30 protein-coding genes are annotated in these 25,915 nt (G+C 63.5%); 19 read left to right on the forward strand and 11 right to left on the reverse strand.

Translation table 11 applies throughout. The features are described 5' to 3' along the window. Nucleotides 1-87: 87 nt before the first annotated feature. Genes BW995_RS04770 through dnaQ form a run of 3 tightly spaced genes read left to right on the forward strand, consistent with a single transcriptional unit; the run spans nt 88 to nt 2,242 of the window. Entirely contained in the window at nt 88-951 is an 864-nt protein-coding gene (locus tag BW995_RS04770) for a shikimate dehydrogenase (RefSeq protein ID WP_076399063.1), read from the forward strand. Then, nucleotides 948-1,541: a dephospho-CoA kinase gene (coaE, locus tag BW995_RS04775; RefSeq protein WP_076399064.1), complete on the forward strand. Its 594-nt coding sequence runs from the start codon at nt 948-950 to the stop codon at nt 1,539-1,541. The genes BW995_RS04770 and coaE overlap by 4 nt, the downstream gene beginning before the upstream one ends. A 5-nt stretch (nt 1,542-1,546) precedes the next feature. Next, on the forward strand, nt 1,547-2,242 hold the full coding sequence (gene dnaQ, locus BW995_RS04780; RefSeq protein WP_076399065.1) for a DNA polymerase III subunit epsilon: 696 nt from the start codon (nt 1,547-1,549) through the stop codon (nt 2,240-2,242). Between the two features lie 196 nt (nt 2,243-2,438). Here the strand turns inward: dnaQ and BW995_RS04785 are convergent, their stop codons facing one another. The 5 genes from BW995_RS04785 to hisH all read right to left on the reverse strand — a co-directional run bounded on the left by BW995_RS04785 (nt 2,439) and on the right by hisH (nt 5,421). Continuing rightward, the gene (locus BW995_RS04785; RefSeq protein WP_076399066.1) at nt 2,439-2,807 is read right to left on the reverse strand and encodes a histidine triad nucleotide-binding protein; all 369 of its coding nucleotides are present in this window, start codon (nt 2,805-2,807) and stop codon (nt 2,439-2,441) included. Between the two features lie 17 nt (nt 2,808-2,824). Further along, on the reverse strand, nt 2,825-3,151 hold the full coding sequence (locus BW995_RS04790) for a phosphoribosyl-ATP diphosphatase (RefSeq protein ID WP_076399595.1): 327 nt from the start codon (nt 3,149-3,151) through the stop codon (nt 2,825-2,827). Between the two features lie 49 nt (nt 3,152-3,200). Continuing rightward, complete coding sequence (hisF, locus tag BW995_RS04795; protein ID WP_076399067.1) at nt 3,201-3,962, reverse strand: imidazole glycerol phosphate synthase subunit HisF; 762 nt, start codon at nt 3,960-3,962, stop codon at nt 3,201-3,203. A 20-nt stretch (nt 3,963-3,982) separates the two neighbouring features. Next, nucleotides 3,983-4,714, reverse strand: a complete 732-nt coding sequence (hisA, locus tag BW995_RS04800; protein ID WP_076399068.1) for a 1-(5-phosphoribosyl)-5-[(5-phosphoribosylamino)methylideneamino]imidazole-4-carboxamide isomerase — start codon at nt 4,712-4,714, stop codon at nt 3,983-3,985. A 62-nt stretch (nt 4,715-4,776) separates the two neighbouring features. Continuing rightward, a complete protein-coding gene (gene hisH, locus BW995_RS04805) occupies nt 4,777-5,421 on the reverse strand; it encodes an imidazole glycerol phosphate synthase subunit HisH (protein WP_076399069.1) in 645 nt (214 codons plus the stop codon). A gap of 178 nt (nt 5,422-5,599) precedes the next feature. Here hisH and BW995_RS04810 point away from each other — a divergent pair, with 178 nt between their 5' ends. Beyond that, nucleotides 5,600-5,989 (forward strand): helix-turn-helix domain-containing protein, encoded by a 390-nt coding sequence (locus tag BW995_RS04810; RefSeq protein WP_076399070.1) that lies wholly within the window; start codon nt 5,600-5,602, stop codon nt 5,987-5,989. Between the two features lie 87 nt (nt 5,990-6,076). Here the strand turns inward: BW995_RS04810 and secB are convergent, their stop codons facing one another. Together secB and BW995_RS04820 are read right to left on the reverse strand one after the other, a co-directional pair. Next, complete coding sequence (secB, locus tag BW995_RS04815; protein ID WP_076399071.1) at nt 6,077-6,559, reverse strand: protein-export chaperone SecB; 483 nt, start codon at nt 6,557-6,559, stop codon at nt 6,077-6,079. 102 nt (nt 6,560-6,661) lie between these two features. Continuing rightward, nucleotides 6,662-7,225, reverse strand: coding sequence for an FxsA family protein (locus BW995_RS04820; RefSeq protein WP_076399072.1), 564 nt, complete (start codon nt 7,223-7,225; stop codon nt 6,662-6,664). 166 nt (nt 7,226-7,391) lie between these two features. On the opposite strand from BW995_RS04820, the gene BW995_RS04825 reads away from it, so the two are divergent. The 7 genes from BW995_RS04825 (at nt 7,392) to BW995_RS04855 (ending at nt 13,688) form a co-directional block, all read left to right on the forward strand. Continuing rightward, nucleotides 7,392-8,108: a Tim44/TimA family putative adaptor protein gene (locus tag BW995_RS04825; RefSeq protein ID WP_076399596.1), complete on the forward strand. Its 717-nt coding sequence runs from the start codon at nt 7,392-7,394 to the stop codon at nt 8,106-8,108. A 2-nt stretch (nt 8,109-8,110) separates the two neighbouring features. Next, nucleotides 8,111-9,397, forward strand: coding sequence for a murein transglycosylase A (gene mltA / locus BW995_RS04830; RefSeq protein WP_076399073.1), 1,287 nt, complete (start codon nt 8,111-8,113; stop codon nt 9,395-9,397). 80 nt (nt 9,398-9,477) lie between these two features. Beyond that, nucleotides 9,478-10,266: a (Fe-S)-binding protein gene (locus tag BW995_RS04835; protein ID WP_076399074.1), complete on the forward strand. Its 789-nt coding sequence runs from the start codon at nt 9,478-9,480 to the stop codon at nt 10,264-10,266. Nucleotides 10,267-10,269: 3 nt separating this feature from the next. Next, on the forward strand, nt 10,270-11,715 hold the full coding sequence (locus BW995_RS04840; RefSeq protein ID WP_076399075.1) for a LutB/LldF family L-lactate oxidation iron-sulfur protein: 1,446 nt from the start codon (nt 10,270-10,272) through the stop codon (nt 11,713-11,715). Nucleotides 11,716-11,763: 48 nt separating this feature from the next. Further along, nucleotides 11,764-12,345 (forward strand): hypothetical protein, encoded by a 582-nt coding sequence (locus BW995_RS04845; RefSeq protein ID WP_076399076.1) that lies wholly within the window; start codon nt 11,764-11,766, stop codon nt 12,343-12,345. 43 nt (nt 12,346-12,388) lie between these two features. Then, the gene (locus BW995_RS04850) at nt 12,389-13,066 is read left to right on the forward strand and encodes a LutC/YkgG family protein (RefSeq protein WP_076399077.1); all 678 of its coding nucleotides are present in this window, start codon (nt 12,389-12,391) and stop codon (nt 13,064-13,066) included. Beyond that, nucleotides 13,053-13,688: a Smr/MutS family protein gene (locus tag BW995_RS04855; RefSeq protein WP_245821289.1), complete on the forward strand. Its 636-nt coding sequence runs from the start codon at nt 13,053-13,055 to the stop codon at nt 13,686-13,688. Before BW995_RS04850 ends, BW995_RS04855 begins: the two co-directional genes overlap by 14 nt. 72 nt (nt 13,689-13,760) lie before the next feature. Here BW995_RS04855 and BW995_RS04860 read toward each other — a convergent pair whose 3' ends face one another. Both BW995_RS04860 and BW995_RS04865 read right to left on the reverse strand, forming a co-directional pair. Continuing rightward, a complete protein-coding gene (locus tag BW995_RS04860; RefSeq protein ID WP_076399078.1) occupies nt 13,761-14,738 on the reverse strand; it encodes a quinone oxidoreductase family protein in 978 nt (325 codons plus the stop codon). A 32-nt stretch (nt 14,739-14,770) separates the two neighbouring features. Then, nucleotides 14,771-15,229: a methylated-DNA--[protein]-cysteine S-methyltransferase gene (locus tag BW995_RS04865; protein ID WP_076399079.1), complete on the reverse strand. Its 459-nt coding sequence runs from the start codon at nt 15,227-15,229 to the stop codon at nt 14,771-14,773. 171 nt (nt 15,230-15,400) lie between these two features. Here BW995_RS04865 and BW995_RS04870 point away from each other — a divergent pair, with 171 nt between their 5' ends. The 8 genes from BW995_RS04870 (at nt 15,401) to BW995_RS04905 (ending at nt 23,464) form a co-directional block, all read left to right on the forward strand. After that, on the forward strand, nt 15,401-15,661 hold the full coding sequence (locus BW995_RS04870) for a DUF6489 family protein (RefSeq protein ID WP_076399080.1): 261 nt from the start codon (nt 15,401-15,403) through the stop codon (nt 15,659-15,661). Nucleotides 15,662-15,850: 189 nt separating this feature from the next. Beyond that, nucleotides 15,851-16,228, forward strand: a complete 378-nt coding sequence (locus BW995_RS04875; RefSeq protein WP_076399081.1) for a (2Fe-2S) ferredoxin domain-containing protein — start codon at nt 15,851-15,853, stop codon at nt 16,226-16,228. Nucleotides 16,229-16,233: 5 nt separating this feature from the next. Then, on the forward strand, nt 16,234-17,586 hold the full coding sequence (mnmE, locus tag BW995_RS04880) for a tRNA uridine-5-carboxymethylaminomethyl(34) synthesis GTPase MnmE (protein WP_076399598.1): 1,353 nt from the start codon (nt 16,234-16,236) through the stop codon (nt 17,584-17,586). Between the two features lie 6 nt (nt 17,587-17,592). After that, nucleotides 17,593-19,464, forward strand: a complete 1,872-nt coding sequence (gene mnmG / locus BW995_RS04885) for a tRNA uridine-5-carboxymethylaminomethyl(34) synthesis enzyme MnmG (protein ID WP_076399082.1) — start codon at nt 17,593-17,595, stop codon at nt 19,462-19,464. A gap of 195 nt (nt 19,465-19,659) precedes the next feature. Next, nucleotides 19,660-20,292, forward strand: a complete 633-nt coding sequence (rsmG, locus tag BW995_RS04890; RefSeq protein ID WP_076399083.1) for a 16S rRNA (guanine(527)-N(7))-methyltransferase RsmG — start codon at nt 19,660-19,662, stop codon at nt 20,290-20,292. Then, the gene (locus BW995_RS04895) at nt 20,279-21,076 is read left to right on the forward strand and encodes a ParA family protein (protein WP_076399084.1); all 798 of its coding nucleotides are present in this window, start codon (nt 20,279-20,281) and stop codon (nt 21,074-21,076) included. The genes rsmG and BW995_RS04895 overlap by 14 nt, the downstream gene beginning before the upstream one ends. After that, nucleotides 21,076-22,575 carry a ParB/RepB/Spo0J family partition protein gene (locus tag BW995_RS04900; protein ID WP_076399085.1) on the forward strand — a complete coding sequence of 500 codons (1,500 nt, stop codon included), beginning with the start codon at nt 21,076-21,078 and terminating at the stop codon, nt 22,573-22,575. Before BW995_RS04895 ends, BW995_RS04900 begins: the two co-directional genes overlap by 1 nt. Nucleotides 22,576-22,627: 52 nt before the next feature. Beyond that, entirely contained in the window at nt 22,628-23,464 is an 837-nt protein-coding gene (locus BW995_RS04905) for a sulfotransferase domain-containing protein (protein WP_076399086.1), read from the forward strand. A 302-nt stretch (nt 23,465-23,766) separates the two neighbouring features. Here BW995_RS04905 and BW995_RS04910 read toward each other — a convergent pair whose 3' ends face one another. Together BW995_RS04910 and BW995_RS04915 are read right to left on the reverse strand one after the other, a co-directional pair. Continuing rightward, nucleotides 23,767-25,689 carry an asparagine synthase-related protein gene (locus BW995_RS04910; protein WP_139332766.1) on the reverse strand — a complete coding sequence of 641 codons (1,923 nt, stop codon included), beginning with the start codon at nt 25,687-25,689 and terminating at the stop codon, nt 23,767-23,769. A 40-nt stretch (nt 25,690-25,729) separates the two neighbouring features. Continuing rightward, nucleotides 25,730-25,912 carry a hypothetical protein gene (locus BW995_RS04915; protein WP_076399087.1) on the reverse strand — a complete coding sequence of 61 codons (183 nt, stop codon included), beginning with the start codon at nt 25,910-25,912 and terminating at the stop codon, nt 25,730-25,732. Between the last annotated feature and the right edge of the window lie 3 nt (nt 25,913-25,915).

Below are 25,915 nucleotides of genomic sequence, written 5' to 3' on the forward strand. Positions count from 1 at the left end.
AATGGGGTCTGGGGCCTGAAGGCCCCAGCGAGGTGTGGAGCAGCGCTCCGCGATTTTTTGTTGTGAACTGTCTTAAGGACCATCTCGATGAGCCTCAGTGGAAAAGCCAAAGTTGCGGCGGTGATCGGCTGGCCGGTCAGCCATTCCCTCAGCCCGCGCCTGCATGGCTTCTGGCTGGAACGGGCCGGGATTGATGGCACCTATATCCCGTTGGCGGTCGCACCGGAAAACATTCACGACGCCATCCGGGCCTTGCCCAAGCTGGGCCTGCGCGGGGCCAACGTCACCGTACCGCACAAGGAAGCCGCCTTGCAGGCCGCCGATCATGCCACTGACCGCGCCCGCCGGATGGGGGCGGCCAATACGCTGGTGGTCAATGCCGATGGCAGCATCACGGCCGATAACACCGATGGCTATGGCTTCCTCGAAAACCTGCGCAGCGGTGCGCCGGACTGGACCGCCGCCGCTGGTCCGGCAGTGGTGCTGGGGGCTGGGGGAGCGGCGCGCGGGGTGATCTGTGCCCTGCTGGAGGCGGGCGTTCCTGCCATCCGCCTGCTGAACCGCACCCGCGCCCGTGCCGAGGCGCTGGCGGCGGATCTGGCTCGGCATTTCCCCGCCCAGCCGATCGAGGTCGGGGAGTGGGAGCAGCGTGAAACACTGCTGGCCGGGTCGGCCTTGCTGGTGAACACCACCACCCAGGGCATGCACGGCCAGCCCGCGCTGGAGCTGTCGCTGGCAGCCTTGCCGCCCTCGGCGGTGGTGACGGACATTGTGTATGTGCCGTTGCTGACCCCGTTGCTGGAACAGGCCAAACAGCGCGGTCATGTCATCGTTGACGGGTTGGGGATGTTGCTGCATCAGGCCCGCCCCGGCTTCACCGCCTGGTTCGGTTCCGAACCGATCGTTGACGAGGCCCTGCGCAGCCACATGCTGGGCTTTGTCGGGCGATGATCATTCTCGGCCTGACCGGCTCGATCGGGATGGGCAAGTCCACCCTCGCCCGCATGCTGCGGGAGGCCGGGATTCCCGTCCATGATGCCGATGCCACCGTCCACCGGTTGCTGGCGGCGGGCGGCAAGGCGGTGGCGGCGATCTCGGCAGCGTTTCCCGCTGTTTCACGGGCCGACGGCAGCATTGACCGGCGGGCGCTGGGGCAGCAGGTATTCGGTAATACCCCGGCCCTGCGGCGGCTGGAGGCGATCTTGCACCCGCTGGTTCGCGCCGACAAGGCGGCTTTTCTGGCTCGTTGTCGTCGTCGTCGCTGTCGGCTGGTGGCGCTGGATGTGCCGTTGTTGTATGAAACAGGCGGAGACCGGCAGTGCGATGCGGTGATGGTCGTTTCGGCTCCGTATTTTCTCCAGCGTCAGCGGGTGCTGGCGCGCCCCGGCATGACTGCCGAGACCTTTGCCCAGATCCGCGCCCGTCAGTGCCCCGATGCCGAAAAGCGACGGCGGGCTGATGTGGTCGTTCCGTCCGGGTTGGGCAAGGCCGTCACCCGGCGGGCGGTGAAACGAGCGTTGACGCACTTGAAACGAGGGTAACTGCCATGCGCGAGATTGTGTTCGATACCGAAACGACAGGCTTCGAGCCGTCAGAAGGGCACCGACTGGTGGAAATCGGCGCGCTGGAGCTGATCAACCACATGCCCACCGGTGTGACCTTCCACAAATACATCAACCCCGAGCGCGAAATTCCCGCCGATGCCACCCGCGTTCATGGCATCACCAACGAGCGGGTGGCCGACTGTCCGCTGTTTGCCGACATCGCTGACGAGTGGCTGGAGTTTGTTGGTGACGCCCCGATGATCGCCCATAATGCCGCCTTTGACATGCGGTTCATCAATGCCGAGTTGGGTTGGATCGGGAAGCCGCCCTATGCCCCCGAGCGGTTCATTGATACGCTGGCGATGGCGCGTAAAAAGTTCCCCGGCTCGCCGGTCAGTCTCGATGCCTTGTGTCGCCGGTTCAGCATCGACAACTCGCACCGTGAATTCCACGGTGCCTTGCTCGATACCGAGTTGCTGGCCGAAGTCTATCTCGAGCTGCGCGGCGGTCGTCAGCCCGGGTTGGCACTGGTCGGCAAGGGTGCCGCCAGTGGCGACGAGCGTGTTCACATCGACCGTCCCTATCGCGCCCCGCGTCCCCATGCCGTCCCCGACGCCGAGCAGGCCGCTCATCGCGCCTTCCTCGAAAAGAAAGTCAAAAAATCCCTCTGGCTCGCTGGCGACACCCCCTCAGCATAAAGAGGGCAGGGGTAGCCCTTACGGGGTGCTCCGCACGGGTTTTCGTGGGGTCACGGACCCCACACCCCTTCAGATAGAAAAGAAACAGGCCCCCGGCTAAAGCAGGGGGCCTGTTTCTTTTCTATTGGGGCTTGGGGCCAATGGCCCCAAAAAAGGCCGCGCGCAGCGCATCCCGCAGGGACTATTTGCGCCCCTCTTATGCCGGGCGTTTGCTGAGCATGGGGCCGGTGGGGGCGCCGCCGATGATGTGGAAGTGGAGATGGGGGACTTCCTGATGGCCATCATCGCCAATGTTGGTGATGACACGATAGCCGGACTGATCGCAGCCCTTGAGCTTGGCAACGGTGCCTATGGCGCGCAGCAGGGCGGCCAGCTCGGCCTCGCTGGCACTGGCGGCGACTTCGTTGACCGAGCGATAGGGGCCCTTGGGGATCACCAGCGTGTGGACCGGAGCCTGCGGGGCAATGTCGTCAAAGGCCAGCACATGGTCGTCTTCGTAGACCTTTTTGCACGGGATCTCCCCGCGCAGGATTTTGGCAAAGACGTTGTTGGAATCGTAGCTCATCTGCGCTTCCCCTGTGATTACTTCTTGCGGGCTTTCTTTTCATCGACCCCGGAAACACCAACCCGGCGTTCCAGCTCGCTCCACACCTCTTGCGGGGCAATCCCGACCTCGGCCCACAGGACCAGCAGGTGATAGAGCAGGTCGGCACTTTCGGAAACCACATTGGCGGGCTTTTCGGCCACGGCGGCAATGGCGGTTTCGACGGCTTCCTCGCCGACCTTCTGGGCGATCTTTTTGCGGCCCTTGGCGAACAGCCTGGCGGTATAGCTGCTTTCCGGGTCGGCATCTTTGCGGCTGGCAATGGTGGCTGCCAGGGCATCAAGGATGTGCAGGTCTTCGGTCATCGGGAGGAGTCCTTCCTTGATCAACTGTTTGATCTTGACCATGCGGGGGTTAGTCTTCGCGCACGGCGATGCCACGGGCCTTCATGTGGGCCTTGGCGTCACGGATGGTGTATTCGCCGAAGTGGAAAATCGACGCCGCCAGTACGGCGGTGGCGTGACCTTCGAGCACACCTTCGGCCAGATGGTCGAGAGTACCGACGCCACCGGAGGCAATCACCGGAATGCGCACGGCATCGGCGACGGCGCGGGTCAGCGGCAGGTTAAAGCCCTGCTTGGTACCATCGCGGTCCATCGAGGTGAGCAGGATTTCGCCTGCGCCATAGCTTTCCATCCGCTTGGCCCAGTCGACCGCATCCAGCCCGGTGGCATTGCGGCCCCCGTGGGTGAAGATCTCGAATTTGCCGGGAGCGACGGCCTTGGCATCAAGGGCAACCACGATGCACTGGGAGCCGAACTTTTCGGCGGCTTCGCGGACGAATTCCGGGCGGTGGACGGCGGCGGTGTTGATCGACACCTTGTCGGCCCCGGCGAGCAACAGCTTGCGGATATCTTCGACGGTGCGCACGCCACCACCGACGGTCAGCGGCATGAAGCATTCTTCGGCGGTGCGGGCGACCACATCATAAAGCGTCGCCCGATTGTCCGAGCTGGCGGTGATGTCGAGGAAACACAGCTCGTCGGCCCCGGCGGCGTCATACAGGCGGGCCTGCTCGACCGGGTCCCCGGCGTCGCGCAAACCGACGAAGTTGACCCCCTTGACCACCCGGCCATCCTTGACGTCGAGGCAGGGGATGATGCGCATCTTCAGCATGGTGGCGTTAATCCCTTGGGTTAGCCGTTGAGAACGGCCAGGGCTTCGGCGAGATCAAGGCGGCCATCGTAAATGGCCCGGCCCGAGATGACCCCTTCGATCCCGCTGCTTTCGACCGCCTTCAGCGCCTTGATGTCGTCGATCGACGACACCCCGCCGGAGGCAATCACCGGAGTGGAAATGCGGTCGGCGAGGGCGGCGGTGGCCTCGACGTTGCAGCCGGTCAGGGCGCCGTCGCGGTCAATGTCCGTGTAAACGATGGCGGCGACACCGGCATCTTCGAACTTCAGGGCCAGATCGAGCGCCGACAGTTCCGAGGTTTCGGCCCAGCCTTCGACCGCGACCATGCCGTCGCGGGCGTCGATTCCGACCACCACCCGGCCCGGATGACGGCGGCAGGCTTCCTTGACCAGCGCCGGATCGCGCACGGCGATGGTGCCGAGGATCACCCGGCGAACACCCTTGTCCAGCCACAGGTCAATGGTGGCATGGTCACGGATACCGCCGCCCAGCTGAACCGGCACATCGGGGCCCATCACCGCCAGGATTTCCTCGACCGCCTGCGCATTGACCGGCTTGCCGGCGAAGGCCCCGTTCAGATCGACCACATGCAGCCACGGACAGCCCATTGCCTTGAACTGCCCGGCCTGATCGGCGGGGCTGGTGTTGAACACGGTGGCCTTTTCCATTTCGCCTTTGTACAGGCGGACGCAGGCCCCATCTTTGAGGTCAATGGCAGGAAACAGGATCATGGCGACGGCTTTCGACGAAAGAGCGGAATGAACGGATGACAGCAACCTGACACGGGACGGGATCAGGGCTTCCAGCGCAGGAAATTGGTCAGCAGGGCCAACCCGAGAGCCTGACTCTTTTCCGGGTGGAACTGGGTGCCGACCATGGTGTCCCGGCTGATCATGGCAGTGACCGGCCCGCCGTAATCGACGGTGGCCAGACGGTCGGCCGGATTGGCAACGGTGAAGTGGTAGCTGTGGACGAAATAGGCGTGCGATTTGGGTGCAATGCCTGCCAGCAGCGGGTGGCACCCGGCCTCGAAGTCCAGCTCGTTCCAGCCCATGTGCGGAATCTTCAGCGACGTGTCGGCGGGGTCCAGCGGCACCACCTCACCGGCGATCCAGCCCAGCCCCTGATGGCTGCCGTGTTCCAGGCTGCGTTCGGCCATCAACTGCATGCCGACGCAAATGCCCAGAAACGGGCGACCCTGATGATGGACGGCCTGTTCCAGAGCTTCGATCATGCCGGGGACGGCGCTCAGGCCGGCCTTGCAGTCGGCAAAGGCGCCGACACCGGGCAGGACGATGCGGTCGGCCTTGCGGACGACGTCGGCATCACTGGTAACGACGATGGTGTGGGACTCGTTGGCTTCGCGCACAGCCCGTTCAAACGCCTTGGCGGCGGAGCGCAGGTTGCCAGAGCCGTAGTCGATGATGGCGACCGTCATGAGGTCCTCGAACAGCGGGGGGCGGACAAATAGTCTGAAAAGAGGTCTTTTGTTTAGCAGGTCACATGCGGACAGTGAACCCGCCAGATGGTCAAAAGCGGCAAAAGGGCCGAAAAAACGTGCGCAATATACGCTATAGTGAAAAAAAGAGCACACGACAGGCAGGGAACAGGACGCAATGACCCCTTTCGGAGCCCGGTTGCGCGATTTGCGCCGCCAGCGCGGAATCACATTAAAGGAGATGGCGGCGGCGCTGAACGTCTCGGCGGCCTATCTGTCGGCGCTGGAACACGGCAAACGCGGCCAGCCGGGGCCGGGGTTGGTGCTGGAGGTGTGCGGCTATTTCGGCTTGATCTGGGACGAGGCCGAAGCCCTGAAACGACTGGCCGAGCTGTCAAAGCCAAAGGTCACGCTGGATGCCAGCGGACTGTCGGTGCAGGCCACCGCCTTTGCCAACCGGTTGGCCGAATGCCTGCGTGATCTTGACCCTGATGCGGTGGCCGCTCTGGATGACCTGTTGGTGCGGGTGCGCCCGAAACGGCCACAGTATCGGCGGCAGCCCAAATAAAAACAGGGTGATCTCAACAAAAACGGCGATACAGGAAGGCCCCGTATCGCCGTTTTTGTTTCACGTGAAACACCGAAACAGTGTTTTTTAGTTCACTGGGGCTTCTGCCGCTGCCTGTGCCGCTGCCGCCGCTTCGAGGCGCTGGCGGAACATCTGCACAAAGTCGATCGGCTGCAGCATCAGCGGCGGGAAGCCGCCGTCACGGGTGATGTCGGCGATCAGGTTGCGGGCGAATGGGAACATGGTGCGCGGCGCTTCGATCAGCAGCAGCGGCTGGGCATGGTCCGGCTCGGCCGGGTTGATCTGCACCAGACCACCATAGACCAGCTCCAGCAGGAACGCCGGTTCGTTGGCAATCTTGGCTTCGACCTGGAAGTGCAACACCACTTCAAAGGTATTGCCGTCCAGATGGCGGGCGTTGACATCGACCGAAATCGGAATTTCGGGGGCGTCCTTCATCTTCAGGAAGATTTCCGGCGCGCCCGGTGCTTCGAACGACAGGTCCTTGATGTACTGGCCAAGAATCACCAGCGGCTGGGCGTTGGCGGTGTCTTGCTGGGCATCGGTCATGATTGGGTGGCTCCCTGCTGCGTCCATCGGCAGGGTTTGCCCTGCCCGATGGCCCCTCATATGGCTGATGTGCTGTAGCACGCTTTGCGGCGAAATGCCAGCTTACCGGCCTTTATCCGATGGCGGCAGGATGGTCTGGTTGTCATTGCTGGCCGCCCCCGAGGGAGCATGGGGCGTGACATCGCGGTAATCGCCTTCGATGTCCGGGGCGGCTCTGCTTTGGCCAGCAAATCCGCCGCCCGGAAAGTCCTGATGAGGGTGCGCAAAACCACCCGGCCCGAAAGACCCCGCCGACGCCGATGCCGTCCAGCGGCGGGCAAATGCCGCCAGTCCCAGCATCAGCAGGCCGCGCCGCAAGGGGGGCAGCAGCAACAGCACCGCCAGCGCATCGGTGAGAAAGCCGGGAATGATCAACAGCAAACCGGCCAGCAACACCGCCATGCCATTCAGCAGGGCAGCGGCGGGCGGTTGATGTCGAGCCATCGCCTGCTGCACCTGCGGCAACAGGCTCAGGCCCTGCAGGCGAATGATTGCGCCCCCGATAACGGTGGACAGCAACACCAGCCCGAGGGTTGCCAGCCCCCCGATCTGCTCGCCGACGACAACAAAGGTGTAAATTTCAGCGGCAGGCAGGCCAACCACCAGCAATAACGACAAAATCGGCACGATGCTTGCCCTTTACCTTGCGAAAGCCTGTTTGAACGGCGGGTTTTTGTTGACCAGCCATCGGCTGGACCCCATTTAAATAAGGTGTCACGGTCTTTTCTGCCACCCTGTGCCACGTGCTATTCGATAACCTGCCTGACCAATGGGCCTGACCGCTGGGGATGACATGAGCCAAGGTATTTCTTACATCGACATTATTTTCCTGGCCCTGGTTGCGGGATTCCTGATTTTACGCCTGCGGTCGGTGCTGGGACGGCGGACCGGTAACGAAAAGCCGCCGATGCAGCGCCCACAGGATGAGGATGTGGTGGTGGACCTGGCCACCCGCCGCCGGGCTGATCAGGACGATGCGGCCCGCCCGGCCCGCTCGTCCACCGATGAATTGCCGCTGTTCCTGCGCCGTTCGACCGAACCGCTGGTGGCCCCCGAAGCAATGGGTGGGGTGATGGCGATCAAGGCCGCTGATCCGGCCTTTGATGAAAACCGCTTCCTCGCCGGGTCGGTGGCGGCCTTTGAAATGATCCTGAACGCCTATGTGCAGGGCGATACCAAGATGCTGCGCAGCCTGCTGGCCGATGAGGTCTATCGCCAGTTTGCCGAAGCGATCAAGGGCTTTGCCGATCGTGGCGAAAAGCTGGAAACCGAGCTGATCGGCATGCGGGCGGCGTCGATCACCTCGGCCCGGCTGGATGGTCGCAATGCGTTCCTGACCGTTCGTTTTGTGACCGAGCAGATGATCGTGGTGCGCGATCGCAGCGGTGCCATTCTGGAAGGTGACCCGAGCCGTTTTGAACAACTGGTGGACGCCTGGACGTTCAGCCGCGATATTGCCTCGCGTGATCCGAACTGGCGTCTGGTGACGACCACTACCCCCGAGGAGTAATCGTGAGGGACACCTCCGTTTCTGTTCGCCGCCGTGTGCGGACCGGTTTGTGCAGCGCCGCCCTGTTTGGGGTGGCGTTGTCGTTGGTGGGCTGTGATCAGCAGGACAAGCCCCCTGCGCCGCCCAGGCCTGCCGGGCCGCCGCCGCTGGCCCCTGAGATGCGTCTGCATCCGGTCACTTTTGATGCGCTGCCCGGTTGGGGAGGCGACCGCCCCAGTGCGGCGCTGCCTGCCTTGCGCTGGTCGTGCGAGGCGTTTGGCAAACGCACGGACGCCGATGCCTGGGTCGGGCCGGGGGCCTATGGCGGTACGGTTGCCGACTGGCAACGGTTGTGTGCCGGCCTGAACCGCCTGCTGCCTCCCGGACAGGAAAGCGGTCAGGAAGAGACCGTCCTGCGCAGCTGGTTGCGCGAAACGTTCCAGCCCTATGCCGTCGGAATGGTCGAGGCCGACGGGCAGGCGAAATACGAAGGCACCTTTACCGGCTATTACGAGGCGACGCTGAAAGGCTCGCTGACCCGCCAGCCCGGCTATCAGGTGCCGCTGTACGGGCCTCCTGCCGACTTGATTACCGTCGATATGGGGGCGCTGTTTTCGGACATGGCCGGGGTGAAGGTGGTTGGCCGCCTGACCGAAAAGACCATCGAGCCCTATTGGACCCGGGCCCAGATTGACGGCGGTGCGCTGGCGGCCAGTGGGGCGCCGGTGGTGGCATGGGCCGCCGATGCGGTGGATGCCCACATCCTGCACATTCAGGGATCAGGGGTTCTGGAGCTGCCCGACGGCGGGGTGGTGCAGGTCGGCTATGCCGGGAACAACGGCCACAAGTTCGTTGGTATTGGCCGGACGATGCTCGATCGTGGGCTGGTTGGCAGTGGGCAGGCGTCGATGCCCGCCATTCGGGACTGGCTGAAGACCCACCCGGATCAGGCTCCCGAGGTTCTGGCCAGCAATCCCCGTTATATCTTCTTCCGTCAGCTGCAGGGGCTGGGGCCCTTGGGGGCGCTGGATGTGCCGCTGACGCCGGGCCGGTCGCTGGCGGTGGACCCGCGCTATGTGCCGCTGGGGGTGCCGCTGTGGCTGTCGAGTGTTGACCCTGACATGTTGCCGTTGGCCCGGCTGATGGTGGCGCAGGATGTCGGCAGCGCGATCAAGGGGGTGGTCCGGGGTGATTTTTTCTGGGGATCAGGCGAGTCGGCCCTGGAAAAAGCCGGGCGGATGAAAAGCTCGGGGAGTTATTATCTGCTGTTGCCGCGGGACCGCAAGGAGGCTCCGCCAGCCCGTCCGTAATCGGTCGGCTTCTATCGTGAAACAATGGTCCACAGGATGCCGGTCAGGACGGCACCTGTGGCAAGAGGTGGCACAAGACCATGGATCAGTCTGAAATTTCCGCCCCCCGTCCGCCGGTCCGGGTGGCCCTGTTCATCACCTGTCTGGCCGACATGTTCCGCCCGGCGGTGGGATTTGCCACCGTGGCGTTGCTGGAGCAGGCCGGATGTGAGGTGGTGGTGCCGCAGGGGCAAACCTGCTGTGGTCAGCCGCAATGGAACTCCGGCGACCGGCGCGGAGCGCAAAAGCTGGCCCGGGCGATGATCACTGCCTTTGAACAGGCTGAAGTTGACTATGTGGTGGCGCCGTCGGGGTCGTGTATCGGGATGGTCAAGGACTGGCCGCAGGTCTTTTCCGATGATGCGGCATGGCAACAGCGGGCCACGGCAATCGCTGAAAAGTCATGGGAACTGACCTCGTTTCTGGTTGACCGGCTGGGCTGGACGCAGGTGCAGGCCCATCTGGAGGGCATTGCCGCCTACCACGACAGTTGCACCGGCAAGCGCAAGCTGGGGGTTGCGGCCCAGCCACGGGCCTTGCTGGCCGGAGTGGCCGGGCTGGAGGTGCGCGACCTGTCGGCACCGGAAGAATGCTGCGGCTTTGGCGGCACCTTTTGTGTCAAGTACGGTGACATCTCCAGCCGGATGGTCACCGACAAGGCGAAAGACATCATTGCCACCGGCGCCGATACCTTGCTGGCCGGGGATGTTGGCTGCCTGCTGAACATGCAGGGGCGGCTGCGCCGTCTGGGCAGCCCGATCAAGGTGCGCCATGTGGCCGAAGTGCTGGCCAACATGGGCGATCAACCCGCCATCGGCGAGGGGGAATAAGCCATGCAGCAGTCCACCAGCCATTTGTTTCACGACAACGTTCGCCATGCGGTGAACGATGATAACCTGCGGGTGTCGCTGGAAACGATGAAGACCGGCTTTCGCTTCAAGCGACTGGCCGCCATTGATCGCCTGCCGGAGTTCGAAGACCTGCGGGAAGAAGGCAAGGCGCTGAAGGACCATGTGCTGGCCCATCTGGACCTGTATCTGGAGGCCTTTGAAAAGAAGGTCATCGAGCAGGGCGGCATGGTGCACTGGTGCGCCAACGCCGCCGAAGCGCAACAGGTGGTGCTGGACATTTGCCGGTCGGTGGGGGCGCGCACCGTCACCAAGGGCAAGTCGATGATCTCCGAAGAAATCGGCCTCAACGATTACCTCGAAAAGAACGGGGTGCAGCCGATTGAGACCGATCTGGGGGAATACATCATCCAGCTTCGCCACGAAGCCCCCAGCCACATCATTGCCCCGGCGATCCATGTCCGCAAAGAGATGGTGGCTGATGCCTTTCGTGCCACCCATACCCACCGCCCCGCCGACCGCGACCTGAGCGAGCCGCGCAGCCTGCTCGACGAAGCGCGCGAGGAGTTGCGCGACAAGTTTCTGGCCGCCGATGTCGGGATCACCGGGGCCAACATGCTGATCGCCGAAACCGGTACCTCGGTGATCGTCACCAACGAAGGCAACGGCGACCTGACGCAGTTGCTGCCGAAGGTGCATGTGGTGCTGGCCTCGCTGGAAAAGGTGGTGCCGACGCTGAACGATGCCTCGACGGTGCTGCGCCTGCTGGCCCGCTCGGCCACCGGGCAGGAAGCCAGTACCTATGTCACCTTCTCCAGCGGTCCCCGGCGGGCGGATGATCTGGATGGCCCCGAGCAATACCATGTGATCCTGCTCGACAACGGGCGCAGCAAGATGCTGGGCAGCGAGTTTCAGGACATGCTGCGCTGTATCCGTTGTGGGGCCTGCATGAACCATTGCCCGGTCTATGGGGCTATTGGCGGCCATGCCTATGGCTGGGTCTATCCCGGCCCAATGGGGTCGGTGCTGACCCCGGCGCTGATCGGGATCGAAAACGCTGCCCCGCTGCCGAACGCCTCGACACTCTGTGGCCGGTGCGAAAGCGTGTGCCCGATGAAAATTCCGCTTCCCCGCATGCTGCGGGCCTGGCGCGAGCAGGAATTTGAACGCCACCTGACCCCGCCGCGTGCCGTCTGGGCGCTGAAGGTGCATACCGCGCTGGCCAGCCGTCTGCGCCTGTACCGCTGGGCAACCCGCCTGGGGGCGTGGGCGTTACGCATCTGGGGTGGGCGTCGTGGCTCGTTTGACCATATTCCCTTTGCTCAGGACTGGACGGATAGCCGCACCATGGCCGCGCCTCAGTATGGCCGCACCTTTATGGATCTTTATGCCAATCGTCCGAATGCTCATATAACAAACAAAGAGCGATAGACCGCAGACCTGTAACGACATCGCCAGAAAGGCGAAGGCGGAAAGACAATGACCAGCAGAACTCCCCGTGACCGCGAGCTTCATGCCCGTCTGCAGGCGGCGTTTCAGCGTGACCTGATTTCGGTCTACGTCGATTTTGACAAGCTGCAATCGCCGAAAAGCCCGATCTTTGACCCGTGGTTGGCGGTCGGGCCGCTGCTGGGCTTGCTGCTGCTGTCTCTGACCCTGTTGCTGGCGGGGGGAATGATCATCGGGACCGCAGCGATGGTGGTCGCCGTACTGGTCTATGTGATGGTCCTGCGGCCCTGGCTGGAGCAGGTCTTTCGCCAGAAAGCGATCCATGCGCTGATCCTCGACCTGCGCAGCTTTCTGATTTTGTGGGAGTACGGCGGGGTGGGGCTGTCGCTGATTGAGCGACCGGAAACGATGGTTGCCGCCCCCGGCGGGCATTGGCGCCATTTTGTTGTTCGCCATTTGCCAAACCCCGAAGCAGGCAGCATTGATCCGGAACTGGCATCGGTCTTTGCCCATGATGCCCCGCAGGACGACTCGCCCGCTCCGGCACCGTACATCCCCGGCGAGCCGCTGGAGGGGGAAATTCTTTCCCGGCGGGATAGCGACAAGCGCTGAAGCGTCTTATAAAGGGGGGACTCCCAACCACGAGGCACTGGCCATGAGCACTTCTCGCAACAGCATTCTAGAGGGTATCCGTCGTTCCAGCGGTGTGGGACGGCCCGGAACGCCCAGCGAGAGTGAACGGCAACAAACGGTGCAGGCCCGTCTGAACGATACCCCGGTGGGGATCGTGCCCCAACGGGCCGAGGATGATAAGGGCTGTCTGGCCCGCTTCAAGGAGATGGTGCTGGCGTCGGCGGCGTCGCTGGCCGAAGTTCCGAACTGGGCGGCAGTGCCCGAGGCGGTGGTGTCGTTTCTGAAAGAGCGGAATTTGCCGATGGTGCTGACCACCTCGCTTGATCCGCGTCTGGCTGCACTGCAGGACCATGGCTTGCTGACCGTGCGCCGGGGGGTGGCACTGCCGCAAGACCTGATCGGGGTGGTGACGGCGGTGGGAGGCGTGGCCGAAACTGGATCGCTGGTGCTGACCTCTGGCCCCGACGCGCCGACCTCGCTGAATTTTCTGCCCGATATCCACATCATCTGCGTGCAGGCTGTCGATGTTGCCGGGGGCTTTGAAACGGTCTGGGCGCGCCTGCGGGCACAGGACAGCATGCCGCGCACGGTCAACCTGATTACCGGTCCGTCGCGGACGGGCGATATCGAACAGACCATCCTGATGGGGGCACACGGACCGCGCCAGGTCCATGTGATCGTGGTCAATGATGGTGCGTAAGCGCCGGGGGCGCGTTCTCAGCGACGACGAAAAAAGCCTGTGGCAGCGGGTGGCGGAAACCATCACCCCGTTGGACGCCAACCAGCGGGCACACATGATTGCCGCGCTGGAGGAAATGGCACCTCTGCCTGTGCCCGAGGGTCCGGTGGTGCCTGCTGTTGTTGCCAAGCCGGTGGCGGCTCCGGCTCTGGCATCGGCCGAGGCATTGCAGGCGTTGGTGGTCGGTGCCAAGGGGCGGGGAGAGGCTCGCCCCGAAAGCCAGACGCCAGCCTATCTACCATTGCAGCATGGCACCTCGCCGGGGGTGGATCGCCGCACGGCAGACCGGTTCCGCCGGGGGAGGATGGTCATTGACGGACGCATCGACCTGCACGGCATGACGCAGGAGCAAGCGCATATTGCCCTGCATCACTTCATCGAAGGCCAGCATGCCCATCAGGCGCGCTGTGTGCTGGTGATCACCGGCAAGGGAGCGCGTGGTGAAGGGGTGTTGCGGCGAGCGGTGCCGCGCTGGCTGAATGATCCGCGCTTGCGGCCCTTGATCCTGTCGTTTTCCCATGCCCAAATCCCCGATGGCGGTGATGGGGCGCTGTATGTTTTGCTGCGGCGGCATCGTGAGTAACGGTGAGGAATTGTAAAAAAGACAGCCCGCTGTTTCACGTGAAACAGCGGGCTTTGTTTTGGCACGACAGTATTACGGCAGCAGGACTGTCGAGCCAACAGTCTTGCGCCCTTCCAGATCCTGATGACAGCGGCTGGCCTCGGTCAGCGGATAACTCTGGCCGATGGTGACCTTGACGGTGCCGTTGGCCACAACATCCAGCAGCTCGCTGGCGGTGGCTTCCAGCTCGGCGCGGGTGCTGGTGTAGTGTGCCAGCGTCGGGCGGGTCAGGAACAGCGAGCCCTTTTGCGACAGGGTGATCGGCGACACCGGCGGCACCGGCCCCGAGGCATTGCCATAGGTGCACATCATCCCGCGCAGGCGCAGGCAGTCGAGGCTGTCTTCGAACACCGCCTTGCCAACGCCATCATAGACAACCGCCACCCCGACGCCGTTGGTGATCTCCTTCACCCGTTCCTTGAAGTTTTCGCGGGTGTAGACAATGGTGTGGTGGCAGCCGCTCTGGCGGGCGAGTTCGGCTTTTTCGTCGCTGCCAACAGTGCCGATGACAGTGGCCCCCAGGGCCTTCAGCCACTGGCAGGCAATCTCTCCGACACCACCGGCGGCGGCATGGAACAGCACCACATCGCCGGGCTGCACCGGGTACAGGCGACGGATCAGGTACTGGGCAGTCATCCCGCGCAGCATCATCCCGGCGGCAATGTCATCGGCCAGCGTGTCCGGCATCCTGATCAGGACAGCGGCGGGCATCACCCGTTCGGTGGCATAGCTGCCCGCCGGGCCGGTGCCATAGCAGACACGATCCCCGACCGCAAAGCCGGTAACTCCTTCGCCAACCGCTTCGACCACTCCGGCCCCGGCAAAGCCCAGCCCGTGCGGCAGGTGCGGCAACGAATACAGGCCGCTGCGCAGATAGGTATCAATGAAATTGACGCCAATGGCGGTGTGGCGCAGGCGGACCTCGCCGGGGCCGGGCAGGCCGGGGTCGATCTGTTCGACCCGCAACACCTCGGGACCTCCGGTCTGGTGAATACGAACAACAGTGCTCATCGGGACCTCCATGGAATCCGGGGGAGTGGGGTTTATTCGCTGCGTTCCAGCCGCAGCAACTGGCGCTTGGTATCGAGGTCGTCAAACCCTTCCGGGCCGCTGTAATGGCCCATGCCGCCATGGGCATGGCCCAGCACGCGATGGCAGGGGATGATCAGCGGAATGGGATTGTTGGCGCAAGCCCCACCGATGGCGCGCGGCGAGGTGCCGATCTGCTGCGCCAGCTCGCCATAGGTGAGGGTGGAGCCATAGGGAATGTCCCGCATTGCGGCCCACACCTTTTGCCGGAACGCGGTGCCGGGCGGGGCCAGTGGCAGATCAAAGGCCTTCAGGTCGCCATCGAAATAGGCGTTCAACTGGTCGCGGGCTTCGATCAGCAGCGGCGTTTCTTCGCTGAGCATCCCCCATCCCCAATCGACGCTGATCAGGGCGCCATCCTCTTCGGTCAGGGTCAGGTCTCCGACGGGGCTGTGCAGGCAAAGTTGCGGCATGGGATGGTCCTTTGGCCAGAGGCAGACGGTTATGTCGGTCACTGTGCCCGCCATGGCAAGGGGTCGCAAGAGGGGAGAGCGGTATTGTGTTGATTGCACCGGACGGGGCGCTGCCGTACCCTGTAAAGACGAGAGAGGCGTTTCTGCTAAAAGATGCAAAGGGAACGGGGAATGAAGATCAGTATTGATGTTGACTGCACACCCGAAGAAGCCCGCACGTTTCTGGGCCTGCCGGATGTCAAGCCGATGCAGGACGCGATGATGATGGAAATCCAGAATCGCATGATGGCCAACCTGCAGGCGATGGAGCCGGAAACCCTGTTCAAGACCTGGCTGCCCGCGCAGGTGCAGGGGCTGGAGCAGATGCAGAAATTCTTCTGGTCCCAGTTTGCCAAAGGGGCATCGGCGGCCAGCGGCGGGCAGGGCAAATAGCGGCTCTGGCCGTGGCGATGTTCCACGTGAAACAAAAGCTCCTCCGCGATACGGGGGGTGTTGCGCCTGTTATGGCCGCTCTGTCCTGTGCAGGCGGATGCATTGCCGGTGGCTTTGCGGTATATCATGGCGGCTTTGTCTGGAACGGCTGACGCTGCTCCCCCCAATGACGCACAACAGGAGTCCGCAATGGACACGGCGCAACAGCATTATTTCTCCCTGCACGGCTTTTTGTGTACCAACCGTCGCCCCGACGACCATTCACGCGGCTCGTGTGCCGCCCGTGGGTCGGAGCAGTTGATGGACTACATCAAGGAACGCACCAAGGCGCTGGGCCTGACCCCGGCCAAGGGCGTGCGCCTGCAAAAGTCCGGCTGCCTTGAACGCTGTGAACTGGGTCCGGTGATGGTGATCTATCCCGAAGGCGTGTGGTACGCGGTGCGCACCCCGGCAGACATCGACGAAATTCTGGCGGTGCATGTGCAGGGCGGTGGCCGGGTCGAGCGACTGATGCTTGATCGCAAGGAACGCCAGCGTCAGCAGATCATTGACCGGATTCCGGATTGACCATGATGCAGTACAGCCGGAATACGATTGTTGCCCTGGCCAGTGCGGCCGGGCGCGGTGGCGTGGCGGTCCTGCGTCTGTCCGGGGCCGGGGCGGCAGCGGCTCTGGAGAAGATCACTGGCAAATCCTGCCCCGCGCCGCGCTATGCGGCGCGGCGGCGTTTTTATCATCCGCAGGATGGTGGCTTGCTCGATGACGGGCTGGTGCTGTGGTTCCCCGGCCCGGCTTCGTTCACTGGCGAAGATGTGGTGGAGCTGCATTGCCATGGCGGGCGGGCGGTGACCGACAGCCTGCTGGCGGCACTGTGTGCCTGTGACGACGTGCGCCCGGCGGACGCCGGAGAGTTTTCACGGCGGGCGTTTCACAACGGCAAACTCGATCTGACCCAGGCCGAGGCGATTGCCGATCTGGTCGATGCCGAGACGCTGGCCCAGCAGCGGCAGGCCCTGCGGCAGATGGATGGCGCTCTGGCCCGGCTGTACGACGGTTGGCGACATGATCTGATCCGCTCGCTGGCCCATCTGGAAGCCTACATTGATTTCCCCGACGAAGACCTGCCCGCCGAAGTGGATGAAGGTGCCCGTGCTGGCATCCGCTCGTTGTTGCAGGCGATGCGCGGCCATCTGGCCGATGGTCACCGCGGCGAGCGGCTGCGTGATGGTTTGGCGGTGGCGGTGATCGGTCCCCCCAATGCGGGCAAGTCGAGCCTGACCAACAGCCTCGCCCGCCGCGAAGCTGCGATTGTGTCGGCAACGGCGGGCACCACCCGCGATGTGGTCGAGGTCCATCTGGACCTTGGTGGCTATCCGGTGATCCTCGCCGACACGGCGGGCCTGCGCGAAGGCTCGGACCCGATCGAGGCCGAGGGCATCCGCCGGGCGCGGGCGCGCGCCGAAACGGCCGACCTGAAGATTGCCGTCTTTGATGGTGCAAGCTGGCCCGCGCTGGATACCCATACGGTCAATCTGGTTGACGACTCGACGGTGGTCGTGATCAACAAGGGAGACTGTCTGCCTGCTGATCAACATCAGACCTGCCCGACCGTTGCCGGTCGTCCGGCACAGGTCATTTCGGTGCACAGCGGGCAGGGGATGGATGCCTTCCTGTCGGCCCTGACTGCCGAAGTGCAAACCCGCCTTGAGGGGCAGGGGAGTGCTCCGGCCCTGACCCGCGCCCGCCATCGCAGTGCGCTGGAGGACTGTGCCGACTGTCTGTCCCGCTCGTTGCAGGCTCCGGCGCTGGAGCTGATGGCCGAAGACCTCCGTCTGGCCACCCGCGCGCTGGGGCGGATCACCGGACGTGTTGATGTGGAAGATTTGCTGGATGTGATCTTCCGCGATTTTTGTATCGGAAAGTAAAAGACCATGGACCACGAAACCTGGGATGTCATCGTCGTTGGCGGCGGACATGCTGGCACCGAAGCCGCTGCTGCTGCGGCCCGCATGGGGGCGAAGACCCTGCTGCTGACCCACAAGCCGGAAACGGTGGGCGAGATGTCCTGCAACCCGGCTATCGGTGGTCTCGCCAAAGGCCATCTGGTGCGCGAAATCGACGCGCTGGACGGCATCATGGGGCGGGCCATTGATCAGGGCGGCATCCAGTTTCGCGTCCTGAACCAGTCCAAAGGGCCCGCCGTGCAAGGCCCGCGCGCGCAGGCCGACCGCAAGCTGTACCGGCAGGCGGTGCAGCGGCTGCTGGCCGAAACCGCCAACCTGACCATTCAGGCTGGTGGGGCGGTCCAGTTGATTCTGGACGAGGACAATGCCTGTCAGGGGGTGATCACCGACGACGGTCGCCGCCTGCTGGCCGGGGCGGTGGTGCTGACCACCGGCACCTTCCTCAACGGCCTGATTCACCTTGGCGAAGAGATCTGGCCCGCTGGCCGCATCGACGAAGCCCCCGCCTTGCACCTGTCGGACAGTCTGGCGCAGATCGGGCTGGCGCTGGGTCGCCTGAAGACCGGCACCCCGGCTCGCCTTGATGGCCGCACCATCGCCTGGCAGACGCTGGAGATGCAGGAGGGCGACACCCCGCCCAAGCCGTTCTCCTTCCTGACCGACCGCATCACCACCCCGCAGGTGGCCTGCGGCATCACCTGGACCACCCCGGAAACCCACGCCATCATTCAGGCCAACCTGCATCGCGCCCCGATGTATTCCGGCCAGATCCAGAGCGTCGGGCCGCGCTATTGCCCGTCGATCGAAGACAAGGTGGTGCGCTTTGCCGGGCGTGACCGCCACCAGATTTTCCTCGAGCCGGAAGGGCTGGACGATCACACCGTCTATCCGAACGGTATCTCGACCAGCCTGCCGCGCGAGGTGCAACAGGCGCTGATCCACTCCATTCCGGGGCTGGAAACGGTGCACATCATCCGCCCCGGCTATGCCATCGAATATGATTTCGTTGACCCGCGGGAACTGCGGCCGACGCTGGAGACCCGCAAGGGTGCCCGCCTGTTCCTCGCCGGGCAGATCAATGGCACCACCGGCTATGAAGAGGCCGGGGCACAAGGTCTGATCGCCGGGATCAATGCCGCCCTGAAGGCCAGCGGCAGCGAGCGGACCTTTGTGCCGGATCGCGCCGACGGCTATATCGGGGTGATGATTGACGATCTGGTGACGCTGGGTACGCAGGAACCGTACCGGATGTTTACCAGCCGCGCTGAATACCGCCTGCTGCTGCGGGCTGATAATGCCGACCTGCGGCTGACGGCGATGGGGATTGATATTGGCTGTGTGGGTCCGGTTCGTGCCGCCGCCTATACCGCCAAGGCGGCGGCGCTGGTGGCAACGCGCACGGAGATGGAGGGCCTGACCGCCACCCCGCGCGAGCTGGCGGCGCACGGCATCGCCATTAATCAGGACGGGGTGCGGCGATCGGCCTTTACCCTGTTCAGCTATCAGGAGGTCAACTGGGACACCCTGCGCCGCCTGTGGCCGGAGTCCTTCGCCGGGCTGCGCGATGACGTCGCCGAGCAACTGGAGATCGAAGGCCGCTATGCCGGATATCTGCAGCGGCAACTGGCTGATGTGGCCGCCTTCCGCCGCGACGAGACACTGGCGATCCCCGATGATCTCGACTATGCCGAGGTTGGCAGCCTGTCGTCGGAAATGCGCTTGAAGCTGACCCAGCACCGACCGGCGACTCTGGGGGCGGCAGCGCGCATTCCGGGGGTGACTCCGGCGGCGTTGACTGCTCTGCTGGGGCATGTGCGAAAGAAACAGTCGGCGGCCTGATCGCTGTCCCCGGACCTGATAACGATAAAAAAGCGCGCTCTGGCAACAGAGCGCGCTTTTTTCGTGCCTGTGACAGCCTGTTTCATCGCCGGTGTTCCCGGCAACCCTTGGCGGGGGTGCTGCGAGACTGTATAAATTCGGACAGTATAGCTTTGTGAAGCCCCCTTTTGTGTTTCACGTGAAACAGGAAACAGCGTGTCAAGTCCCCTTTCGCCGGAACAGTTCCAGGCTCTTACTGGTGTTTCACATGAAACACTGACCCGGTTTCATGCCTATGCCGACCTGCTGGGCAAATGGCAGGCGCGGATCAATCTGGTGGGGAAGTCGACCCTGCCGGATCTGTGGCGGCGGCATTTTCTGGACTCGGCGCAGGTGTTCAACACGCTGCCCGCCCAGACCTCGGTGGTGCTGGATCTCGGCTCGGGCGGCGGCTTTCCGGGACTGGTGCTGGCGATCATGGGCGTGCCGATGGTCCATCTGGCGGAATCCGATCAGCGCAAGTGCGCCTTCCTGCGCGAAGCGGCCCGTGTGGCCGGGGTGATTGACCGGGTACAGGTCCATGCCAAACGCATCGAAAGCATCCCGCCGTTTCCGGTTGATGTGGTGTCGGCGCGGGCGCTGGCCCCGATTGCCCAGTTGCTGGACTATGCCGAACCGTTCCTGACGCCCGCCACCCATTGCCTGTTCCTGAAAGGCCAGACGGCTGAACAGGAACTGGCCGAGGCCAGCCGAGGCTGGTCGTTTGTTGCTCAACGGCATCCGAGCCGCAGTGATGCGGATGCTACCCTGTTTGACCTCCAAGAGGTAAGCCGTCATGACCCAGCGTAACGCCAAGGGGCCAAAGATTCTGGCCATCGCCAACCAAAAGGGCGGCGTCGGCAAGACCACCACCGCCATCAATCTGGCCACCGCCATGGCGGCGGTCAAAAAGAAGGTGCTGGTGATCGATATGGACCCGCAGGGGAACGCCTCGACCGGTCTGGGGATCGACCAGAGCCAGCGCACCGTTTCGACCTACGAAGTCCTGATGGGCGAGGCGAAGTTGGCGCAGGCCATTTGTCCGTCCAGTGTTCCCGACCTGTCGGTGGTGCCCTCTGGCGTCGATCTGGCCGGGGCCGAGCTGGAACTGGTGGAGATGAGCAACCGCGAGTTCCGCTTGCAACAGGCGCTGGCCGAAGGACTCGACCGCTTTGATTACGTCCTGATCGACTGCCCGCCAGCGCTGGGTTTGCTGACCCTGAACGCGCTGGTGGCGGCAGATGAAGTGGTGGTTCCGCTGCAATGCGAGTTCTTTGCGCTGGAAGGCATCTCGCATCTGGTCAAAACCATCGAGCGTGTTAAGGGTGCCTTAAACCCGCGTCTGGATATTCAGGGGATCGTGTTGACCATGTTCGACCGGCGGAACAACCTGTCGACGATGGTTGAGAATGACGTGCGCGCCTATTTCGGGGCCAAGGTTTACAAGACGGTGATCCCGCGCAACGTGCGCGTTTCCGAAGCCCCGTCCCATGGCAAGCCGGTCCTGCTGTACGATTTCCGCAGCACCGGCGCGCAGGCATACGTTCATCTGGCCGGTGAAGTTCTGCGGCGTGATCGAGAGGTACAGGCATAATGGAAGACAAACGCAAGCGTGGTCTGGGACGGGGCCTGTCGGCATTGCTGGGGAACACGCCACTGGCCCAACCTGCGGCGTCCAGCAGCAGCAACGAGCCGGTGGTGATCGACCTGAAGGGAACGGTCCAGATTCCGGTCACTCACATGCAGTCTGGCCGCTATCAGCCGCGTACCGAATTTGATCAGGATGCGTTGCAGGACCTGGCGGACTCGATCCGGGCCAAGGGCATCATCCAGCCGATTCTGGTGCGCCCGCTGCCGGAAGACCCCAGCCGCTACGAAATCATCGCCGGGGAACGGCGCTGGCGTGCGGCCCAGATGGCGCAGCAGCATGATGTTCCGGTACTGGTGCGTGACTTCACTGATCAGGAAGCCGCTGAAGTCGCCCTGATTGAAAACCTGCAACGGCGTGACCTGTCGCCGCTGGAAGAAGCCGAAGGCTATCGCCGCCTGATCGACGACTTCTCGCGCACCCAGGACGATCTGGCGCAGGCGCTGGGCAAAAGCCGCTCGCACGTTGCCAACATGATCCGCCTGCTGGCCTTGCCCGAGCAGGTCAAGCATTACATGCGCGACGGCCGCCTGACCGCAGGCCATGCCCGCGCCCTGCTGAATGCCGAAGACCCGGTGGTGCTGGCCCAGCAGGTGGTCTCCAAGGGCCTGAACGTCCGCCAGACGGAAAAGCTGGCCACCGACAAGGGTGGGGTCAAGGCGCGCAAGCCCAAGTTCGAGCGCGAAAAGGATGCCGATACGCTGGCATTGGAGCGCGATCTGGCGCGGGTGCTGGGGCTGAAGGTCGAGGTCGAATTCCTTGGGCGTGGCGGTCAGGTGGTGATCCATTACGACACCCTCGACCAACTGGACGACATTCTTTATCGCCTGAACAACCCGTCGGAACGCCACCGCTCGGGGACGCCGATGCCGGATGCGCGCGGCTTTGATGACTTCGAAGCCGACAACGCCGCCTTTGCCGCCTCGTTTGGCCGCACCGCTCCGACCACCGAAGAGGGCGATGAGGAGAGTCTGGAGGAATCCGTCGATGCCTGGCAGGCCGAGCTGGCCGCCGAGACCGAACGGGAAGCCGCCGAACGACTGGCGCCGCTGGACGACGAGTTGTCCGATGAGGACGATCTCGATGTTGCCGCCCTGCTCGATCAGGACAGCGTCGAGATGATCGACGACAGCGCGCCGCAGGCAGATGATGCCGAACAGGCTGAGGCTCCGGTGGTGGATGCCCAGTCGGTTCTGAGTGCCCTGCGAGCCGCCGTCGATGGTGACAATCCGCTGGCCGCTCTGGCCCGGATGGGGGCCTTCAGCGGTGATCCGGCGGCAGACAATGGTGCCGGGGATGATCAGCCCGCAGCCGAAGAGCAACCGGTGGAACAGGCATCGGCGGATGTCTGGGCTGACAGCCTGAAAGGGACCTCGCTGGGCGATACCAAGGCCAGTGATGACGAGCTGCACGCCTTGTTGTCGCAGATTCGCGCCGGGAAATAATCCTGTTTCACGACGTGCGTGAAACAGTCCTGCGGGGAGAGAGGCAGAGCAAATGCAAGGGCTCTACTGGATTGCCTCCTATCCCCGTTCGGGAAACACATGGCTCCGCCTGTTGCTGGACAGTTACCTGCACGGCGGAGCGGCGGTTGATATCAACCGGATCAGCCCGTCGGGCCTGATGTACAGTCGGGCCTTTGCCGATGATGTGCTGGGGATCGATACCGCTGACTTGTTGCCAGCCGAAATTCTGGCGTTGCGCCCACAGGTGATGCGGGCAATCCGGGACCGCCATGTCGATCCGGTGATGCTGAAAACCCATGATATGCGCCATCGTCTGGCCGACGGACAGTGGACACTCCCCGCCGATGTCAGTCTGGGGGGAGTCTATCTGGTCCGCGACCCGCGTGATGTGGCCCTGTCTTTGGCCCGTTTTCTCTCCTGTCCGCTGGATCAGGCGATTACCGTCATGGCAACGGCGGGGCAGCAGCGGGCGACGTCCCATGATCAGCAGGCGACGTATCTGGTCAATCTGTGGGGGAGCTGGAGTGAAAACGTCCGTAGCTGGCTGGCAGCGGACCCGTTCCCGATTCATCTGGTGCGCTATGAAGACCTGCGCGCCCGGCCCCGGCAGGTGATGGCGGGCATTTTGCGGGCGTTTGATCTGCCGGTCGATCACGACCGCATCGTGGCAGCGGTGGCGGCGACGTCGCTGGAAATCCTGCACCAGCAGGAACAGCAGCGGGGCTTTATCGAGTATGCGGGGCGTGAGCGTTTCTTTGGCAGCGGGGCGGTGGCGGGGTGGCGGCACAGGCTGACCCCGGCGCAGGCCGGGCGTATCCGAGACCAGCATGGCGAGGTTATGGCTCGCCTTGGCTATGAGGACCGGTAAACCACGCCACAGGACGTGACGAAAAACAAAAAGATCATGGAGCGCTGCTCCAGGCCTCGCTGGGGCCTTAGAGCATTTTCAAGTTGACCGTCGACGGTCAACGGCTCGGAAAATGCGGCCCTAAAAGGGAAGAGCGTTTCCGCTCGGTGTGAAAACGCTCTAAGGCCCCAGACCCCATTGACTTGATTTTTAAAGAAAAAATGGGGGTTCGGGGGCTTTGTCCCCCGGGCAGGTGCGGACGGTAGTCCGCTATTCTCCACCAACTGTGGTGTACTGTGGCGTCAGATTGAACGTACAATGGTCTAGCGGTTGCTGCCACTGGCCCAGCGGACAAAGCGGCCCATCTGGATGGCATTGGACACCGTGAAGCCGTACAGCAGGCGGTTGCTGGCGGGCATTTTGTCGGCCTCGGGCCACTGGTCCAGCAGATGGCGCAGGCGCGGCAGGTCCAGCATCTCGGACAGCATCTGGTTGTCGGCAAAGCTGTCAAGGGCATCGGTAAAGGCAGCGCGTTGCGGCTGCAGGCGGTGAGGCCATTCGACAGCCTGCTGTCCCCCTAGAGACTCGTTGACGATGCTGTCCGGGGCATGGTCTTGCAACAGCCGACGGATCAGGCTGCGGGGGCGACCATCAAGGATGTAGTGCTCGCGCGGGATGGCCAGACAGAATTCCAGCAAATCCCGATCACCGAACACGTCGCGCAGGTGCAGGCCATAGGTGATTTCCAGCGCCATGCTGCTGGGCAGGCTGAGGACGCGCTGCTGAGTGAGGAAATACAGGCACTGCTGGCGTGAAGATGTGCCCAGTTCACGGATCAGGCTTTCGTCGTGGGCGTCAAGATAGTCTTCGACACCGACCTGCTCGATCCACGACTGGCGCAGCAGGTTGAAGGCGGTCAGGGGAGGAGGCCGGTTGCGCAGCCGCCGCAATTGGTAAAACAGCGGCCTGGGAATCATCGGGTTGATCAGGGTGGCCCGTAGAAACGGCAGCAGGGCTTTTCCCTGATAGCGGGCGACCTGTCGCAACAGGCGCAGCGCCGCCAGCGGGCGACCCTCGCGGGCCAGATCGTAAAAACACAAGAAACCGTCATAGCTGAGCGAGAAATTGCCCATACCGGCATTCAGAGCGACATCATGCCCCTGTTTTTGCATCGCCTGATAGGCCGAAGAGAACCAGCCCAGATGGCAGGCGTTGCTGCACGGCAGGCCGGTGGTCTGGAACAACAGGGTGGGATCGGTTTCAATGGCCGATGGGGTGCTGCTGTGGCACAGGGTTGTCTGCAATGCCGGATAGTCTGCCGCCAGCGCGGCGATTTTGGGGCGTTCGTCGGCATACCAGCCCCGGTCTGCGGTCACCGACAGGCCGGGGGGCGGGACGACGGTGTAACTGTGGACCGGCACCGGCGGCTGCTGGCGCAAGGCAGCGGTCAGCATCGCCGTGCTGTCGAGACCGCCGCTGGCGAGAAAGGCCGGTTTGCTGGTTTGGCGCAGGCGGCGGGTGACGGCCTGCTGCAACAGGGCGTCGGCCTGCTCGAGGTACTCCTGATCGGACGACAGCCGTATGCGCTGGTTGTTCTCTGGTTGCCACAGCGGCACGTGCCGCTGACCATCGGCACGGATGTCCAGCAGGGTACCGGGGGGAACCTGCCCGATATTCTGGTACACACTGCGACCAAGATCGCCGACCCGACCAGCAAAGCGGGTGGTCAGCGCCAGCATGTCCAGCGTGCGGGGAACGGTGGGAATGCGGTGCAGCAGGGCAACGGTGTTGGCAAAGTGGCAGTCCGTGCCATCCCGGTGCCAGTACAGCAGCCTGCCAGCCAGTGGAGCGACGGCCAGCACCAGCCGCTGATCGGCGGGGGACCAGTGCGCCAGCGCAAAGTCTCCGGCCAGTTTCCCCAGCGTTTCCGCACCGCGTCGGGTGATCCAGTGGGCAAGCAGGACGGTATCGGGCGTATCGGTGGCAACAGACAGGCCGCGGGCAACGTCTGCCGAGTCGAACAGGCAGCCGGTCAACAGGGTGACGCTGCCGCGCTCATCCTGATACAGCGATAGCGGAAAAGCCTGTCCGGCCTGCTGGGGAAAGGTCAGGGCACAGAGGTGATCGTCGTGGACTCCATATCCACCAACGGCCAGACACGACGCCAGCAATCGCTGTCCCAGATGTGGATCAAGGACCGAATGCCCAAAGGCAACCGATCCCAGAACGTGTGCCAGACGGCCCATGCGAGGGGTTCTCTATGCTGGTTCCAGCCGCGGGCAGACCTCAGGACAGCGTATAGGTTCCGCTGCCGTCATCACCCGCGCTGATGTTGCCTGCGGTGAATTCGGTCACCGTCATGGCGGTCACGGTGTCCAGCGGCGGAACCCAGGTGGGAATGGGGGCGGGCGACGAAGAGGCTGGTGCCGGTGTGGAATCGGTCTGAGTGTTCATTGCTGTCATGCCCATGGA

The sequence above is a fragment of the Insolitispirillum peregrinum genome (genome assembly GCF_900156605.1).
Taxonomy (GTDB): domain Bacteria; phylum Pseudomonadota; class Alphaproteobacteria; order Rhodospirillales; family Rhodospirillaceae; genus Insolitispirillum; species Insolitispirillum peregrinum.